This window comes from Streptomyces roseoverticillatus (genome assembly GCF_000719265.1).
Lineage (GTDB): Bacteria > Actinomycetota > Actinomycetes > Streptomycetales > Streptomycetaceae > Streptomyces > Streptomyces roseoverticillatus.
The window spans coordinates 155,109-170,515 of sequence record NZ_JOFL01000013.1 but is presented as its reverse complement, the minus strand read 5'-3'; the positions used below and the strand labels follow the sequence as shown (position 1 = coordinate 170,515).

General features: G+C 74.1%; 15 protein-coding genes. 5 read left to right on the top strand and 10 right to left on the bottom strand.

The annotated features are described in order from the left end of the window. Positions 1 to 28 precede the first annotated feature (28 nt). Genes IF61_RS0117780 through IF61_RS0117760 form a run of 5 tightly spaced genes read right to left on the bottom strand, consistent with a single transcriptional unit; the run spans position 29 to position 5,457 of the window. Positions 29 to 826 carry a type III pantothenate kinase gene (locus IF61_RS0117780; protein WP_030367398.1) on the bottom strand — a complete coding sequence of 266 codons (798 nt, stop codon included), beginning with the start codon at positions 824 to 826 and terminating at the stop codon, positions 29 to 31. Next, positions 826 to 1,869 carry a carboxylating nicotinate-nucleotide diphosphorylase gene (nadC, locus tag IF61_RS0117775; RefSeq protein ID WP_043189577.1) on the bottom strand — a complete coding sequence of 348 codons (1,044 nt, stop codon included), beginning with the start codon at positions 1,867 to 1,869 and terminating at the stop codon, positions 826 to 828. The genes IF61_RS0117780 and nadC overlap by 1 nt, the downstream gene beginning before the upstream one ends. Beyond that, positions 1,866 to 3,617: an L-aspartate oxidase gene (locus IF61_RS0117770; RefSeq protein ID WP_030367396.1), complete on the bottom strand. Its 1,752-nt coding sequence runs from the start codon at positions 3,615 to 3,617 to the stop codon at positions 1,866 to 1,868. The genes nadC and IF61_RS0117770 overlap by 4 nt, the downstream gene beginning before the upstream one ends. After that, positions 3,614 to 4,540, bottom strand: coding sequence for a pantoate--beta-alanine ligase (gene panC / locus IF61_RS0117765; protein ID WP_245684542.1), 927 nt, complete (start codon positions 4,538 to 4,540; stop codon positions 3,614 to 3,616). Before panC ends, IF61_RS0117770 begins: the two co-directional genes overlap by 4 nt. Then, positions 4,537 to 5,457, bottom strand: a complete 921-nt coding sequence (locus IF61_RS0117760; RefSeq protein ID WP_030367394.1) for a Rossmann-like and DUF2520 domain-containing protein — start codon at positions 5,455 to 5,457, stop codon at positions 4,537 to 4,539. Before IF61_RS0117760 ends, panC begins: the two co-directional genes overlap by 4 nt. Before the next feature lie 266 nt (positions 5,458 to 5,723). Between IF61_RS0117760 and IF61_RS0117755 the strand changes: the two genes are divergently transcribed. Then, complete coding sequence (locus IF61_RS0117755) at positions 5,724 to 6,299, top strand: Uma2 family endonuclease (RefSeq protein ID WP_245684541.1); 576 nt, start codon at positions 5,724 to 5,726, stop codon at positions 6,297 to 6,299. Positions 6,300 to 6,349: 50 nt separating this feature from the next. On the opposite strand, the gene IF61_RS35310 is transcribed toward IF61_RS0117755, so the two are convergent. After that, entirely contained in the window at positions 6,350 to 6,688 is a 339-nt protein-coding gene (locus IF61_RS35310) for a hypothetical protein (RefSeq protein ID WP_043189574.1), read from the bottom strand. Between the two features lie 99 nt (positions 6,689 to 6,787). On the opposite strand from IF61_RS35310, the gene IF61_RS0117745 reads away from it, so the two are divergent. Then, on the top strand, positions 6,788 to 7,861 hold the full coding sequence (locus IF61_RS0117745) for a DUF5937 family protein (protein ID WP_030367391.1): 1,074 nt from the start codon (positions 6,788 to 6,790) through the stop codon (positions 7,859 to 7,861). 371 nt (positions 7,862 to 8,232) lie between these two features. On the opposite strand, the gene IF61_RS0117740 is transcribed toward IF61_RS0117745, so the two are convergent. After that, positions 8,233 to 8,832, bottom strand: a complete 600-nt coding sequence (locus IF61_RS0117740; protein ID WP_030367390.1) for a short chain dehydrogenase — start codon at positions 8,830 to 8,832, stop codon at positions 8,233 to 8,235. A 102-nt stretch (positions 8,833 to 8,934) separates the two neighbouring features. Between IF61_RS0117740 and IF61_RS0117735 the strand changes: the two genes are divergently transcribed. Next, complete coding sequence (locus IF61_RS0117735; RefSeq protein WP_030367389.1) at positions 8,935 to 9,798, top strand: LysR family transcriptional regulator; 864 nt, start codon at positions 8,935 to 8,937, stop codon at positions 9,796 to 9,798. Between the two features lie 15 nt (positions 9,799 to 9,813). Here the strand turns inward: IF61_RS0117735 and IF61_RS0117730 are convergent, their stop codons facing one another. Both IF61_RS0117730 and IF61_RS0117725 read right to left on the bottom strand, forming a co-directional pair. After that, positions 9,814 to 10,494 (bottom strand): response regulator, encoded by a 681-nt coding sequence (locus IF61_RS0117730; protein WP_030367388.1) that lies wholly within the window; start codon positions 10,492 to 10,494, stop codon positions 9,814 to 9,816. An 82-nt stretch (positions 10,495 to 10,576) separates the two neighbouring features. Beyond that, complete coding sequence (locus IF61_RS0117725; protein ID WP_030367387.1) at positions 10,577 to 11,782, bottom strand: sensor histidine kinase; 1,206 nt, start codon at positions 11,780 to 11,782, stop codon at positions 10,577 to 10,579. Positions 11,783 to 11,903: 121 nt separating this feature from the next. On the opposite strand from IF61_RS0117725, the gene IF61_RS0117720 reads away from it, so the two are divergent. Beyond that, on the top strand, positions 11,904 to 12,944 hold the full coding sequence (locus IF61_RS0117720; protein WP_052392781.1) for an SAM-dependent methyltransferase: 1,041 nt from the start codon (positions 11,904 to 11,906) through the stop codon (positions 12,942 to 12,944). 22 nt (positions 12,945 to 12,966) lie between these two features. Then, positions 12,967 to 14,109 (top strand): NADH-quinone oxidoreductase subunit D, encoded by a 1,143-nt coding sequence (locus IF61_RS0117715; protein ID WP_030367385.1) that lies wholly within the window; start codon positions 12,967 to 12,969, stop codon positions 14,107 to 14,109. 112 nt (positions 14,110 to 14,221) lie between these two features. Here IF61_RS0117715 and IF61_RS0117710 read toward each other — a convergent pair whose 3' ends face one another. Then, positions 14,222 to 15,259: a hypothetical protein gene (locus IF61_RS0117710; RefSeq protein ID WP_030367384.1), complete on the bottom strand. Its 1,038-nt coding sequence runs from the start codon at positions 15,257 to 15,259 to the stop codon at positions 14,222 to 14,224. Positions 15,260 to 15,407: the final 148 nt, after the last annotated feature.

Sequence of the window (15,407 nt, the reverse complement as noted above, 5' to 3'; positions counted from 1 at the left end):
CCGGACCGCCGCCCTGCGGACCGCCGCCCTACGTGCGGGAGACGTTCCGCTCGTACACCAGCCGCAGGCCGATCAGCGTGAGCCACGGCTCGTGCTCGTCGATGACCGACGCCTCGCCGAGGACCAGGGGCGACAGCCCGCCGGTGGCGATGACGGTCACCTCATCCGGATCGTCGGCCAGCTCGCGGGCCATCCGCTCGACGACGCCGTCGACCTGCCCGGCGAAGCCGTAGAGGATGCCGGACTGCATGGCCTCGACCGTGTTCTTCCCGATGACGCCGCGCGGGCGGGCCAGCTCAATCTTGCGGAGCTGCGCGCCCTTGACGCCCAGCGCCTCCACCGAGATCTCGATGCCCGGGGCGATCACCCCGCCCGCGTACTCGCCGCGGGCGCTGACCGCGTCGAAGGTCGTGGCCGTGCCGAAGTCGACGACGATGCACGGGCCGCCGTAGAGCTCGACGGCCGCGACGGCGTTGACGATCCGGTCGGCGCCGACCTCCTTGGGGTTGTCCATCAGGATCGGCACCCCGGTCTTCACGCCCGGCTCGACCAGGACCGCGGGCACGTCGCCGTAGTAGCGGCGGGTGACCTCGCGCAGTTCGTGCAGGACCGCGGGGACCGTGGAGCAGATGGCGATGCCGTCGATGCCGTCGCCGAGCTCCTCGCCGAGCAGCGGGTGCATGCCCATCAGGCCCTGGAGGAGGACGGCCAGTTCGTCGGCGGTGCGGCGGGGGGCGGTCGACACCCGCCAGTGCTCGACGATCTCCGCGCCGTCGAACAGACCGAGGACCGTGTGGGTGTTGCCGACATCGATGGTGAGCAGCATCAGGCGGTTTCCCCCCGCGCCTCGTCCTCGTCGCCCTCGCGCAGGTCGAGGCCGATGTCGAGGATCGGGGAGGAGTGGGTCAGCGCGCCGACCGCCAGGTAGTCCACGCCGGTCTCGGCGTAGGCGTGGGCGTTGACGAGGGTGAGCCGGCCGGAGGACTCCAGCAGGGCGCGGCCCGCGACCAGTTCGACGGCCTCGCGGGTCTGCTCGGGGGTGAAGTTGTCCAGCATGACGAGGTCGGCGCCCTCGGCGAGGACCGGCTCGATCTGGTCGATGCGGTCGACCTCGACCTCGATCGCGAGGCCGGGGCAGGCGTCCCGGACGGCCTTGAAGGCCTCGGCGACGCCGCCGGCCGCGACCACGTGGTTGTCCTTGATGAGGGCCGCGTCCGACAGGGACATGCGGTGGTTGACGCCGCCGCCGCAGCGGACCGCGTACTTCTCCAGGGCGCGCAGGCCGACCGTGGTCTTGCGGGTGTCGCGGACGGCGGCCTTGGTGCCGTCCAGCAGGTCGGCCCACTCGCGGGTCGCGGTGGCGATGCCGGACAGGCGGCACAGGATGTTGAGCGCGCTGCGCTCGGCGGTGAGCAGGTCGCGGGTGCGGGTGCGGACGGTGAGCAGCTTCTGGCCCGCGGTCACGCGGTCGCCGTCCGCGACGTGCCGCTCGACCTCGAACTCCTCGGTGCAGACGACCGAGAGGATCGCCTCGGCGACGTGCAGGCCGGCGACAGTGCCGTCCGTGCGGGCGGTGAAGTCGCCGGTGGCGACGGCGTCGGCGGGGATGGTGGCCAGGGTGGTGACGTCCTCGCCGCCGTCGAGGTCCTCCTCGATGGCGAGGTGGGCGATGTCCTCGACCTGCAGGGGGTCGAGGCCGGCGTCGGCCAGCAGGCGGGCGAGATCGGGGTCGAGGCCGCACTCCATGGCGTCCTCCGCGAACGTCTCGCCGCAGCCGCAGCCGTCACCGCAGCCGCCGGTGGCCGTTTCGAGGTTCACCTGGATGTCCTGGCCGATCTGGTGGAGGGGGAGGTCGTTCGGGGTGGTCACGTGGTGCTCCTCGGTTCGGCGCCGTTCGTGGGCGGGTGGGGCGTCGGGGCCGCTGCGGACGGGAAGGCGGCCGTCTCGGTGGTGGAGACCGAGAGCGTACGGTCCGGGCGCAGGGTCACCAAGAGGTGGCGGCGCCAGGCATCGTCCCGGTCGGGGGCGTCCTCGCGCCAGTGGCAGCCGCGGGTTTCCTCGCGGCGGAGGGCGGCGGCGACGAGGACGCGGGCGACGAGCAGGAGGTTGGTGGCCTCCCAGCTCTCCGTGCCGGGCGCTTCCAGCGCGGCGGCGGCGTCCTCGTCGATGCGGGCCAGCTCCGCGGTCGCCCGTTCGAGACTCTCCCTGGACCGCAGGACACCGGCGCCCTCGGCCATGATGCGCTGGATCTCCAGCCGGGCCTTCGGACCGGCAAGCACCGTGCCGGTACCGGTGCCGGTGGTGGTGCCGGTGGTGGTGCCGGTGGTGGTGCCGGTGGTGGCCGGCCGCGGGGGCGCGCCCGGCTCCCGGAGGGCCTCGGTGACGTCCGCGGCGATGCGCTCCGCGAAGACGAGGCCTTCCAGCAGCGAGTTCGACGCGAGGCGGTTCGCGCCGTGCACGCCCGTGCAGGCGACCTCGCCGCACGCGTAGAGGCCCGGCACGGTGGACCGGCCCGTCAGGTCCGTACGGACGCCGCCGGAGGCGTAGTGCGCGGCGGGCGCGACCGGGATCGGCTCGGTGACCGGATCGATGCCGTGCGCGCGGCAGGCGGCGAGGATCGTGGGGAAGCGGTGCTCCCACATCTCAGCGCCGAAGTGGCGGGCGTCGAGGTACATGTGCTCGGCGCCGAGCTCCTGCATGCGCCGCATGATGCCCTTGGCGACGATGTCGCGCGGGGCGAGCTCGGCGAGCTCGTGCGCCCCGACCATGAAGCGGTGGCCATCGGCGTCGACGAGGTGGGCGCCTTCGCCGCGCACGGCCTCCGACACGAGCGGCTGCTGCCCCTCTGCGTCGGGGCCGAGCCACAGCACGGTGGGGTGGAACTGGACGAACTCCAGGTCGGAGACCTCGGCGCCGGCCCGCAGGGCGAGGGCGACGCCGTCGCCGGTGGAGACGGCCGGGTTCGTGGTCGCGGAGAAGACCTGGCCCATGCCGCCGGTCGCGAGGACGACGGCCCGGGCCCGTACGGCGCCGACGCCGTCGCGCTCGCCCTCGCCCATGACGTGCAGGGTGACGCCGGCGGCCCGGCCCTCCTCGTCCTTGAGGAGGTCGAGGACGAGGGCGTGCTCGATCGTTTCGATGCCCGCCGCGCGGACGGCCTCGACGAGGGCGCGGGAGATCTCGGCGCCGGTCGCGTCACCACCCGCGTGGGCGATGCGGCGGCGGTGGTGACCGCCCTCACGGGTGAGCAGGATGGCGCCGGTCTCGGCGTCGGTGTCGAACTGCGCGCCCGTGGCGATGAGCCGGCGCACCGCGTCGGGGCCCTCGGTGACCAGGGTCCGCACGGCCTCGTCGTCGCAGAGGCCCGCGCCGGCGACGAGCGTGTCGTCCAGGTGCTGCTCGGGGGTGTCGCCCTCTCCGAGCGCGGCCGCTATCCCGCCCTGGGCCCAGCGGGTGGAGCCGTCGTCGAGGAGCGCCTTGGTGACGACGGTGACGTGCGCGCCGGCGGCGGCGCAGCGCAGGGCGACGGTGAGCCCGGCGACGCCGGAGCCCACGACGACGACGTCCGCGTCGACGGACCAGCCGGGGCGGGGCGCGTGGAGCCGTATGCCGGTCATCGCTGCGCTCCCGTGGCCGGTCCGACGGTCAGGGGGACGTTGTCGATCAGGCGGGTGGTGCCGACCTTGGCGGCGACGGCGAGGACGGCTTCGCCCGCGAAGTCGCCGGGGACGTCGGTGAAGTCGGCGGGGTCGACCAGGGCCGCGTAGTCGAGGTGCAGCGGGGGGTCGAGCCGGGCGGCCTCGTCCAGGACGGCGCGGGCGGCGGCCAGGGCGGCCGGGGCGGCGGCCTTCTCCTTCTCGGCCGCGGCCAGGGCGCGGGACAGGGCGAGGGCGGTCCGCCGCTCGGCGGCGGAGAGATAGCGGTTGCGGCTGGAGAGGGCGAGGCCGTCGGCCTCCCGTACGGTCGGCACGCCCACGATCTCCGTACGGAAGTTGAGGTCGCGCACCATGCGGCGGATCAGGGCGAGCTGCTGGGCGTCCTTCTGGCCGAAGAAGGCCAGGTCGGGGCGGGTGAGATGGAGCAGCTTGGCCACGACCGTGAGCATGCCGTCGAAGTGCCCGGGGCGGGAGGCGCCTTCCAGGCGCTCGCCCATGGGGCCGGCGGTGAGGCGGACCTGGGGCTCTCCGCCCGGATACACCTCCTCGGCGGAGGGGGCGAACACGGCGTCCGCGCCCGACGCCTCGGCGATCTTCAGGTCGGCGTCCAGCGTGCGCGGATAGCGGTCCAGGTCCTCGCCCGCACCGAACTGCAGGGGGTTGACGAAGACCGTGGCGATCACGAGGCCCTTGCGGCCGACGCGCTCGCGCGCGGCGCGTATGAGCGTGGCGTGGCCCTCGTGGAGCGCGCCCATGGTCATCACGACCGCGGTGCGGCCGGGGACCGCGTAGTGGTCGAGGAGGTAGTCGAGATCCTCGACGGCGGGTACGAGCTCGAAGGCGGGCTCGCGGTCCCGGTCCTTCAGCCACTCGGCAAGCGTCACGGCCGTCCTCCGTCGGACAGTACGCCGAGCAGGTCCTCGGCCAGTTCGGGCTTGAGCAGGCCGGCCGCGAGGGCGCGGTCGGCGGTCGTACGGGCCATCGCCAGATAGCCGGCGACGGCCTGGGGCGCGTGGGTGCGCAGCTCGGCGATGTGCGCGGCGACCGTGCCGGCGTCGCCGCGGGCCACGGGGCCGGTCAGGGCCGCGTCGCCGCTGCGCAGGACGTTGTCGAGCGCGGCGCCGAGGAGCGGGCCGAGCATGCGGTCGGGAGCCGAGACGCCGGCGGTCCGCAGCAGGTCCATGGCCTGGGCGACCAGGGTGACCAGGTGGTTCGCGCCGAGGGCGAGGGCCGCGTGGTAGAGCGGGCGGGCCTCTTCCGCTATCCACTCGGGCTCGCCGCCCATCTCGATGACCAGGGCCTCCGCGGCGAGCCGCAGCTCCTCGGGAGCGGTGACGCCGAAGGAGCAGCCGGCGAGGCGGTCGACATCGACCGGGGTGCCGGTGAAGGTCATGGCGGGGTGCAGGGCGAGCGGGAGGGCCCCGGCGCGGCGGGCGGGGTCGAGGACGGCAGTGCCGTACCGGCCCGAGGTGTGCACGAGGAGCTGGCCCGGGCGCACGGCGCCCGTCTCGGCGAGGCCCGCGACCAGGCCCGGCAGGGCGTCGTCGGGCACGGTGAGCAGGACCAGCTCGGCGCGCGCGAGGACCTCGGCGGGCGGGACGACCGGGACCTCGGGCAGCAGGGCCGCGGCCCTGCGCACCGAGGCGTCGGAGACTCCGGAGACGGCGACCGGGCGGTGCCCGGCGAGCCGGAGCGCGGCGGCGAGCGCCGGGCCGACGCGGCCCGCGCCGACGACGCCGACGGTGAGCCGGGCGGGGCGGTCCTGGGGGCTCGGGTGCTCCGGGAGGATGTGTGCGTTCACGCGGCGATGGCCTTCCGTTCCAGTCCGCGGGGGGTACCGGACGATTCCTTCGTCATGCTACGCGAGGCGCGAGGAGTGGCCCCCGGTCGTCCCCAGCCCTGTGGATAACGCCGGAGATGTGGATAACTCGGCCACACGTTCGAGTGATCGGTCAGGGGAAGGCCGACGATCGCCGGTGGCCGGGTCTAGCCTGAAAACCTCAGGTAGAGGGAGGCACGCCGTGACCGCACTGGATGAACGGCCGCACACCGATGACGACTGAGCAGATGCTGACCAAGCAGTTCGAGAACCTCGCCGAAGCCACCATGCGCGAAGCCGAGGGGCTACGTCTGGAGCTCATCAACGGAAAGATGGGGGTCAAGGCCGTGCCCGATGGGCTCCACGAGACGATCACGATGTGGCTCGTCCGGCAGTGCCTGCAGCACCAACCCTCCCTGGATCTTCACACCGGGCAAGGCCTCAAGATCGAGACCTACCGCATGGGGCGTGCCCGCCCCGACGGGACCCTCGCTCCCACCGGCCATTTCGTCCAGGCCGGGAAGTGGGCCGAGCCGGACGGCGTGCTGATGACCGTCGAGGTCACTTCGCACGACTACGACACCAATAAGCGCGATCGCGTCGAGAAGCCCCGCGCCTACGCCGAGAGCGGCATTCCCGTGTACTTGCTCATCGACCGCGACGCCGACGAGGTCACCGTGTACAGCGAACCTGCAGAGGGCACCTACCAGGAACGTCACACCGCTGCCTTCGGCAAGAGCCTCGAACTGCCCGCACCGGTTGGGTTCATTCTCGACACCGAGCCCCTGAAGGCATGGAATGCCGGACGGGAGAACGCCCGGTAGTCCGGTCCCCGGTGCCGGGCGTCTCGTTCACCGAGGTCACCGTCGGCGCGTCAGCACTCGGCTGGACGGCCGCAGACGTCCGGGACGCGGCGGGTGCGGCCCTGCGCCGGATTCGGACGGACGACGGACGGGCGGAGGGCAGCGGGACGGACGACGGCCGGGCTGAGCACTGACACGCGCCGCGAGCCGCGGAGCAGGAGGAAACGGAACAGCTCCGCCCGGCGGGCGCGGCGGGCTGCGACCCGCTCGTCGACGACGCCCTGGAAGGCGCGCCAGGTACGGAAGGAGCGGTAGGCCTCCACGTCCCCGGTGCCGGGGGCGGGCGGAGCCGGCTGGTTGAGCTGGGCGGCGCGGTAGAGGTCGAGCATGTGCTGCTGAGCTGCGTTCATGTCCTCAACGGTGCGCCGGTGGGCGCTGACCTGCCGCGTCAATTGACGAGAGCCGTCAAATGACGGCCGGACCCTCGCGGGGGCAGGCACGATGGGCACATGAGCGTGGAGATCAACATCGCCGGGCTGCCGCACGAGCGCATCCTTTTCAACCCGTCGCCGCTGGCAGAGCTCGGTGCGATGCTGCACGTCCTGGCGGAGCCCGGCCACCACCCCGGGCTGCACGGCTGGGCCACGGCCACCGCCTCCGGGCTCCGGCCCGACCTCGCCGACCGGCTGACCGAGGCCGACTTCCTGTGGCGCTCGGCCCGCTCCGACCTGCTGCTGCCCGCCGCGCCACGCGCCACGCTCGCCGAAGAGCTCGACGACCTCGACCGCATGGACGACGAGAAGTTCGTGGCCGCGGCCTTCGAGGTCACCTGCAGCTCGCAGCCCGTCCCCTCCCCACTGGTGGACGCCGGGCAGCGGGCGCGGGTGCGCGAACTGTCCGCCGCCCGGGGCCCGCGGCAGGCGCAGTTCACCGACCGCATGCTGGAGAACCCGACCGCGCTGCGCGCCTGGCTGCGCAGGCTCATGGAGGACTGCGAGGAGGCGTTCTTCGCCGACAACTGGCAGCGCGTACGGGTGCAGCTCGCCGCGGACGCCCGTCACAAGGCGGACCTGCTGCGGCGCAAGGGGCTCGCCGAGGCCATGGCCGCGGTCTCCACGGCCGTCTCCGTCGGCGCGGACGGCACGCGGATCGTCTTCGACAAGTTGCAGGACGGCCGGGCGACGGCCTACGCGGACGGCCTGACGTTCATACCGACCGCCTTCGGGTGGCCGCACCTCATCGTCCTGAACCGGCCCGGCTGGCAGCCGATGGTGCAGTACCCCGTGGCCGCGCCCGAGCTCCCCAAGGGCCTCGCCCTGCAGCTGGTGCAGCAGCGGATGGAAGCGCTCGCGCACCCCGTCCGGATGCGGCTGTGCCGCACGCTGGCCCGCGGCCCGCACACCACCAGCGAGCTGGCCACCGTCTTCGGCCTGACGCCGCCCGAGGTGTCCCGGCACATAGCCGTGCTGAAGAAGGCGGGCCTGCTGTCCACGCGCCGCCGCGGCCGGTACGTCCTCCACCAACTGGACCTCCCGCTGGTGGCCCGCCTGGGCAGCGACTTCCTGGAGACGGTCCTGAGATGACGCGCCGGCTGCACCGGGCGCCCGGGGATGGGCACCCGCACCCATGAACCCGCCGCGACGGCGGCCGGCCCCCACGGGCGTGACCGGTGGTGCCGTACGCACCTCAGGCCAGCCCGGCACCGCCGGACACCTTGCAGGTGGCTGAGCGCCGCCGCGGCGGAAGAAGGTTGCCGGACCAGCAAAGGGCCGGCCAAGGCCACCGCCCATAAACCCGCCGCGACGGCGCCCAGCCCCCACAGACCTGACCGGCGGTGCCCTACACGCCCCACGCCGGCCCGGCACCGCCGGGCACCTTGCCGGTGGTCACGCACCGCCGCGGCGGAAGAAGCTGCCGGACCCGTAGCAGGGGGAACAGGCACGGGCCCCCGCGGTCAGCGGACCCCGTACACCCGCCCCGTCTGCGCGCCCTCGATCGCGCGGACGTACGCCGTTGCCACCCGGGACGCCGGGACCGCTTCCATGCCGGGGAAGAACGGGGCGTAGCCCGGGAGGGATTCCTCGACCACGGTCGGGCTGACCGCATTGATCCGCTGCGGCGCGAGCTCGATCGCCGCGGCCCGTACGAACGCCTCCACCGCCCCGTTCGCTGCGGAAGCCGCCGCCCCCGCCACGATCGGCTCGTCCGTGAGCACCCCGCTGATCAGCGTGAACGACCCGGTGGGGGCCACATGCCCCGCACCCTGGCGCACCAGCTCCACCTGGCTGAGAGCCTTGCCGCGCAGCGTCGCCGCGAAGTCGTCCGCCGTCAGCTCGCCCAGCGGCTTGAAGACGGCGTCACCGGCCGCGACCGCCACCGCGTCGAGCCCTTCCACCTGCCCGTACAGCCGCCCGACCGCCTCCGGGTCGGTGACGTCGCAGATCACGTCCCCGCCGCTGCGCCCCACGCCGATCACCTCGTGGCCCCGCGCGGCCAGCGCCCCCCGCACCGCGCCGCCCAGCGTCCCGCCCGCGCCCACCAGAAGGATCCTCATAATCCACCGTCCCCACATCGGAAATCGCTTGTGGAACCGACGCTACGGAGCCCTCCCCCTCCCCCGGAAATGCCTTCTGCGCAGCAGCTATGCTTCCCATGCATGGATGTGGAGCTGCGTCACCTCAAGGCTTTGGCCGCCATCGCCGACGAGGGCACCGTCACCGCCGCGGCGGCCCGGCTGCACGTCACGCAGCCTGCCCTGTCCCGGACGCTCGCCCAGTTGGAGGCCCGCGTCGGCGTGCGGCTCGTCGACCGTTCGTCCCGGCACCTGGACCTCACCCCGGCCGGGGTCACCCTGCTCGGGCACGGCCGGGCCATCCTGGCGCACCTCGACGCCGCGCTCGCGGACACCAAGGCCGTCTCCCGCCCCCTCCGCCTGGGCTACACCTGCGCGGTCCTGGGGCAGCAGACCGTTCCCCTGCTGCGCTCGTGGCGCCGCTCGCACCCGCACGTGCCCCTGGAAGTGGTCCGCCGGGACAACCACACCGCGGGCCTGGCCACCGGCGACGCCGACGTGGCCGTGCTCCGCACCCGCCCCCGCGACCCGCGCATCCGCAGCGAGGCCCTCTACACGGAGGACCGCATCGCCGCCCTCCCCGACGACCACCCGCTCGCCGGCCGGCCCCGCGTGCGCCTCGCCGAGCTCACCGAGGCCCCGGGCCTCCCCCTCGCGATGTGGCCGGAGACGGGCACCGCCTCGCCGGACCTGTGGCCCCCGGCGCAGCGCCCGTCCCGCACCGTCGAGGTGCACAACGTCGACGAGTGGCTGAACCTCATCGCCACGGGCGACGCGTTCGGCCTCGCGGCGGCGGGCACCGGGGAGAGCCACGGCCACCCCGGCGTCCGCTTCGTCCCGGTCGAGGACGCCCCCGCCGCGACGGTGTACCTCTCCAGCCCCGCCCACCCCACGCACCCCCGCACGGAGGAGTTCCTGGCGGCGGTGCGCGAGATCGTCAGCCGGTAGCGGCGCGCGGAGGGGCTACTGCTGCGCCGCCCCGCCCCCGGCCCGCACGAGGCCGCTCTCGTAGGCGAGCACCACGACCTGGACCCGGTCCCGCAGCCCCAGCTTGGTGAGGATGCGCCCCACGTGCGTCTTGACGGTGGCCTCGGACAGCACCAGCCGCGCCGCGATCTCCCCGTTGGACAGGCCCTGCGCGACGAGCAGCATGACCTCGCGCTCGCGCTCGGTGAGCCGCCCCAGCTCCGCGGTGGCCGGTTCGTTGTTCGTGCTCGGCAGCATGGGGGTGAAACGATCCAGCAGCCGCCGCGTCGTGCTCGGCGCGACCACCGCGTCCCCGCTGTGCACGGCCCGGATCGCCCCCAGCAGCTCGGCCGGCGGCACGTCCTTGAGCATGAACCCGCTCGCGCCGACCTTCAGCGCCGAGAACGCGTACTCGTCCAAGTCGAACGTGGTCAGGATGAGCACCTTCGGCGCACCGTCCTGCGCGCAGATGCGCCGCGTCGCCTCCACGCCGTCCAGCCGGGGCATGCGGACGTCCATGAGGACGACGTCCACGTCCGTGCCGGCCAGCACCTCCAGGGCCTCCGCGCCGTCCCCGGCCTCGGCGACGACCTCCATGTCGGGCTGGGCTGCCAGCACCATGCGGAAGCCGGTGCGCAGCAGCACCTGGTCGTCCACGAGCATCACGCGGATGGACATGCGGATGTCCCTTTCCTCGATATGAGCATTGATACGAGCGATATGAGCATTCCAGCAGTAAGCGTCAACGACATCATCATCGTCAGCGGCCGCCCGGCTTCACCGGCAGCAGCACGCTGATCCGGAAGCCTCCGCCCGGCCGCGGCCCCGCGTCCAGCGTGCCCCCGACCATGCCGACGCGCTCGCGCATGCCGATCAGGCCGTGGCCCATGCCGTCCGCGCCGCCCGATTCGTACAGCTCGTGCTGCGCGCCCCGGCCGTCGTCCTCGACGAGCAGGCCGAGCCCGTCGTCGAAGTAGGTGAGGCGGACGCTCGCGCCGGCCTCCGGACCGCCGTGCTTGCGCGTGTTGGTCAGGGCTTCCTGCACGATGCGGTACGCGGTGAGCTCCACACCGCTCGGCAGCGGCCGCGGCGCGCCCTCGACCTCGTACTGCACGGGCAGGCCCGCGCCCCGCACCTGCTCGACCAAGTCGCCGATCTGCTCGACGTCGGGCTGCGGCACGTAGTCCCCGCCCTCGGTCGTGCCCTCCTCCGTGCGCAGGACGCCCAGCAGGCGGCGCATCTCGGCGAGCGCCTGGCGGCCCGTGCCGGAGATCGTCTCCAGGGCCTGCTTGGCCTGCTCGGGCGAGGCATCGAGGACGTACGCGGCGCCGTCGGCCTGGACGACCATCACCGAGACGTTGTGCGCGACGACGTCGTGCAGCTCGCGGGCAATGCGCGCCCGCTCGGCGGTCACGGCCATCCGGGCCTGCTGCTCGCGGTCCTTCTCCAGGCGGGCGGCGCGCTCCTCCAGCTGGGCCCAGTACGCGCGGCGGGTGCGCATGGAGTCGCCGAGCACCCAGGCGAGGATGAAGGGGGTGGTGAGGAAGGCGAGCGTGATGAGCGTCTGCCCGGGCCCGTGGCCGACGAGCGGCCAGCGGATCAGGAAGAGCACCGGTGCGGCCAGCCCGCCGGCCAGGGCCACCCTCGACGCCCAGCGGACGTGGCCGGAGGCGACGGTGTAGACGATCGCGAGCATCGCGATGTCGGCGAGCGTGCCCTGCACGTCGCCCGCCAGCTGGGCCAGGCCGCTCGCGATCGCGAGGAACAGCATGGGGACGGGCGCGCGGCGGCGCAGGGCGACCACCAGGCTGAGGGTCACCACCGTGCCGACGTTCACGGCCCTCTGGACCGCCGACGTGCCGTGTTCTTCGGCGGCGGCCAGCAGGCTGATCCCGAGCAGCAGCAGAGCCCAGAAGGTGTCCACTCCGGTCGGGTGCCTGCGGAGAAAGTCGTAGAGGCGGTGCACGTCACCCAGCGTAGGCATGCCGGGTACGTGCCGGGGTCAGCCCGGCGATCGATCCGGTGACACTCCTTCTACTCCGCAAGGTGGAGGCGGCGTGCCCGCGAAGGGCGCATAGCGTGTGCGTATGGCAAGCGGAACGAGAACATGGAGCGCTGCGACCGAGGCCGCGCTCTACGGCCCGGGCGGCTTCTACCGGCGCCCCGAGGGCCCCGCCGGGCACTTCCGCACCTCCGTGCACGCCTCGCCGCTGTACGCCGGTGCCGTCGCCGAGCTGCTGTGCCGGGTCGACAAAGCGCTCGGGCACCCGGCCGGGCTCGCGTTCACGGACGTCGGCGCGGGGCGCGGCGAGCTGATCACCGGCGTCCTCGGGCAGCTGCCGGAGGACGTGGCCGCGCGGCTGCGCCCGTACGCGGTCGAGCGCGCCGCCCGCCCGCCGGGGCTGGACGGGCGCATCACCTGGGTGGGTGACGTCCCGGAAGGCGTCGAGGGCCTGCTGTTCGCCAACGAGTGGCTCGACAACGTGCCCGTGGACGTCACCGAGACGGACGCGGAGGGCGTCGCGCGCCAGGTGCTCGTCCAGGAGGACGGCGAGGAGCTCCTCGGGGAGCCGGTCACGGGCGAGGACGCCGCGTGGCTCGCCCGCTGGTGGCCCGTCGAGGGCGCGCCGCCCGGCACCCGCGCCGAGATCGGCCGGCCGCGCGACGCCGCCTGGGCGCGGGCCGTGGGCAGCCTGCGCGCGGGCCTCGCCGTGGCCGTCGACTACGCCCACGAGCGCGTCGGCCGTCCGCCGTTCGGCACGCTGGCCGGCTTCCGCGAGGGCCGCGAGGTGCGGCCGGTGCCGGACGGCTCGTGCGACATCACCGCGCACGTCGCCATGGACGCGTGCGCGCGGCCGGGCAGCACCGTGCTGACCCAGCGCGAGGCGCTGCGGGCGCTCGGCGTGGACGGCAGCCGCCCGCCGCTGTCGCTCGCCTCGACCGATCCGGCCGCCTACGTGCGGGCACTGGGGCGGGCGGGCGAGGCCGCGGAGCTCACCTCGCCGGCGGGGCTGGGGGCCTTCGGCTGGCTGGTGCAACCGGTGGGCGAGGCCTGCCGGGGGCTGCTCCCGGACGCCCCGGAGCGGGCCTCCGGCAGCGCCCCGGACGGGCCCGCCCCAGAAGGCTGACAGACTTGTCCCCATGACCCCCATGACGGAGACGACAGTCGGCATCGGCGGTGCGGCGGAGAGCACCGACATGGTGCTCAACATCGGACCCCAGCACCCGTCCACGCACGGCGTGCTGCGCCTGCGGCTCGTCCTCGACGGTGAGCGGGTCCGGGAGGCCGAGCCGATCATCGGCTACATGCACCGCGGCGCGGAGAAGCTGTTCGAGGCCCGCGACTACCGGCAGATCATCGTGCTCGCCAACCGCCACGACTGGCTGTCGGCGTTCTCCAACGAGCTGGGCGTCGTCCTGGCCGTGGAGCGGATGCTCGGCATGGAGGTCCCCGAGCGCGCCGTGTGGACCCGCACGCTCCTCGCCGAGCTGAACCGGGTCCTCAACCACCTCATGTTCCTCGGCTCCTACCCCCTGGAGCTCGGCGGCATCACCCCCGTCTTCCACGCCTTCCACGAGCGCGAGGAGCTCCAGACGGTGATGGAGGAGGTCTCCGGCGGCCGGATGCACTACATGTTCAACCGCGTCGGCGGCCTCAAGGAGGACCTGCCGGCCGGCTGGCTCGGCCGGGCGCGGCACGCCGTGGCCCAGGTCCGCTCCCGCATGGACGTCTACGACCGGCTCGTCCTCGGCAACGAGATCTTCCGGGGCCGCACGCGCGGCGTCGGCGTCCTCGCGCCGGAGACGGTGCACGCGTACGGGGTGAGCGGCCCGATCGCCCGCGCGTCCGGCGTCGACTTCGACCTGCGGCGCGACGAGCCGTACCTCGCCTACGGGGAGCTGCAGGACGTGCTCAAGGTCGTCACCCGCGAGGACGGCGACTGCCTGGCCCGCTTCGAGTGCCTGCTGGAGCAGACGCACAACGCGCTGGAGCTCGCGGAGGCCTGCCTGGAACGGATCGCCGAGCTGCCGCCGGGGCCGATCAACCAGCGGCTGCCGAAGGTGCTGAAGGCCCCCGAGGGCGCCACGTACGCGTGGACCGAGAACCCGCTCGGCCTCAACGGCTACTACCTGGTGTCGAAGGGCGAGAAGACCCCGTACCGGCTGAAGCTGCGCTCGGCCTCCTTCAACAACATCCAGGCCCTGACCGAGCTGCTGCCGGGGACGCTGGTCGCCGACATGGTGGCGATCCTGGGGTCGCTGTTCTTCGTCGTGGGCGACATCGACAAGTAGGGCACGTCGGCAGACACCGGCGAGCAGGGCCCGAGGCCCTCGGAGACGCAGAACCCCCCGGCGGGAGTCCCGCCGGGGGGTTTCGTTTCTGCAGGCCGGGCTCCGGAGCCGCCTACGAGACGGCCGTCCGCAGCTCGGCCACGTCTATCTGCTCGGTCTCGTCGTGCGCGGTCAGGTCGATGACGTCGTCTCCGGCCGCCTCGCCGTCCGCCTCGGCCTTCGCCTCGGCTTCCGCTTCGGCTTTGGCCTCGGCGAGCGCCTCCTCGCCGACGACGTCCGCGAGGTCCGTCTCCTCGACGGGGCGCTGGGCCGGGGCGGGGCCCTGGGTGCCGAAGAAGTCGAAGCCGCCCGTGGTGCGGGAGGCGGGGCGCCGGCCGGCCGGGGCCTGCGGCACAGCGGGCTTCTCGGCGTGTCCCTCGGCGGGGGCGGCAGGCGCGGGACCGGCAGCGGGGACGACGGCCTCGGCGCCGTCTGCGGCCCGGGCCGCAGCGGCGTCGGCCGGACCGGCGGCCGCACTGCCCTTGCCCGCGGCCTGACCGGCGCCGTCCGGGCCGCCCCGGCGGGCCTCCGCACGCGGCTGGGGCACGGCCTTGGGCGCCGCCTGAGGCGCCGTCACCGGCTGCTGCCGGGGCCCGGCCGCGGGCTTCAGCCCGGCCCGGGGTCCCGCCCCGGCCTTCGCCTGCGCGTCCGGCTCGCCGCCGGCAAGGCCGCGCAGCACCTCCGCGGCCTTGCGGAACGCGGCGGGGTCGACGGCCGGGCCGGGCACCGTGAGCGGGGCGCCGGACTCCAGCGCCGGCGCCCCGCCGCGGGCTACGCGGCGGCCCTCCAGCGCGCTGGCCCGCCCGGTCTCGGCGGTGGCGTAACGGCGCAGCAGGTCGGCGTGCTCGGTGCGGAGACGGGCCAGCTCGGCGCGCTTGCCGCGCAGCTTGGACTCCAGCCGGGCCTTGGCCGCCCGGGTGTCCTCCAGATCCGTCTCGAGCTCGGCTATGCGCTCCTCGGTCTTCCACTCGTCGCGAGTGCGGGCGGCGGTGAGCTGGGCGACCCGCTTCCCCGCGGAGCGGTCCCAACGGCGCATCAGCACGGCGCCGACCACCGCGGCGGCGGCAGCCGCCGCGGCGAGACCCCGGATGACGACCGTTTCACCTACCACCCAAGCACCGGCGGCGCAGGCGACCGATGTCGCGGCGACCGCCGATGGGGGAAGGAGCCTGTGCAGGGATGGCGAATGGCGGTGGCGTCCTCGTGGCATGGCCTGAAACTTACCGTGCGTCGCCTCGGGAGTGTGACTCCACCACGAA

Coding starts and splice junctions, on each gene's coding strand:
- IF61_RS0117715 (WP_030367385.1), top strand. CDS start 12,967: ATGACGGAGACGACAGTCGGCATCGGCGGTGCGGCGGAGAGCACCGAC.
- IF61_RS0117730 (WP_030367388.1), bottom strand. CDS start 10,494: ATGTCCATCCGCGTGATGCTCGTGGACGACCAGGTGCTGCTGCGCACC.
- IF61_RS35310 (WP_043189574.1), bottom strand. CDS start 6,688: ATGAACGCAGCTCAGCAGCACATGCTCGACCTCTACCGCGCCGCCCAG.
- IF61_RS0117720 (WP_052392781.1), top strand. CDS start 11,904: ATGGCAAGCGGAACGAGAACATGGAGCGCTGCGACCGAGGCCGCGCTC.
- IF61_RS0117780 (WP_030367398.1), bottom strand. CDS start 826: ATGCTGCTCACCATCGATGTCGGCAACACCCACACGGTCCTCGGTCTG.
- IF61_RS0117770 (WP_030367396.1), bottom strand. CDS start 3,617: ATGACCGGCATACGGCTCCACGCGCCCCGCCCCGGCTGGTCCGTCGAC.
- IF61_RS0117735 (WP_030367389.1), top strand. CDS start 8,935: ATGGATGTGGAGCTGCGTCACCTCAAGGCTTTGGCCGCCATCGCCGAC.
- IF61_RS0117740 (WP_030367390.1), bottom strand. CDS start 8,832: ATGAGGATCCTTCTGGTGGGCGCGGGCGGGACGCTGGGCGGCGCGGTG.
- IF61_RS0117755 (WP_245684541.1), top strand. CDS start 5,724: ATGCTGACCAAGCAGTTCGAGAACCTCGCCGAAGCCACCATGCGCGAA.
- IF61_RS0117745 (WP_030367391.1), top strand. CDS start 6,788: ATGAGCGTGGAGATCAACATCGCCGGGCTGCCGCACGAGCGCATCCTT.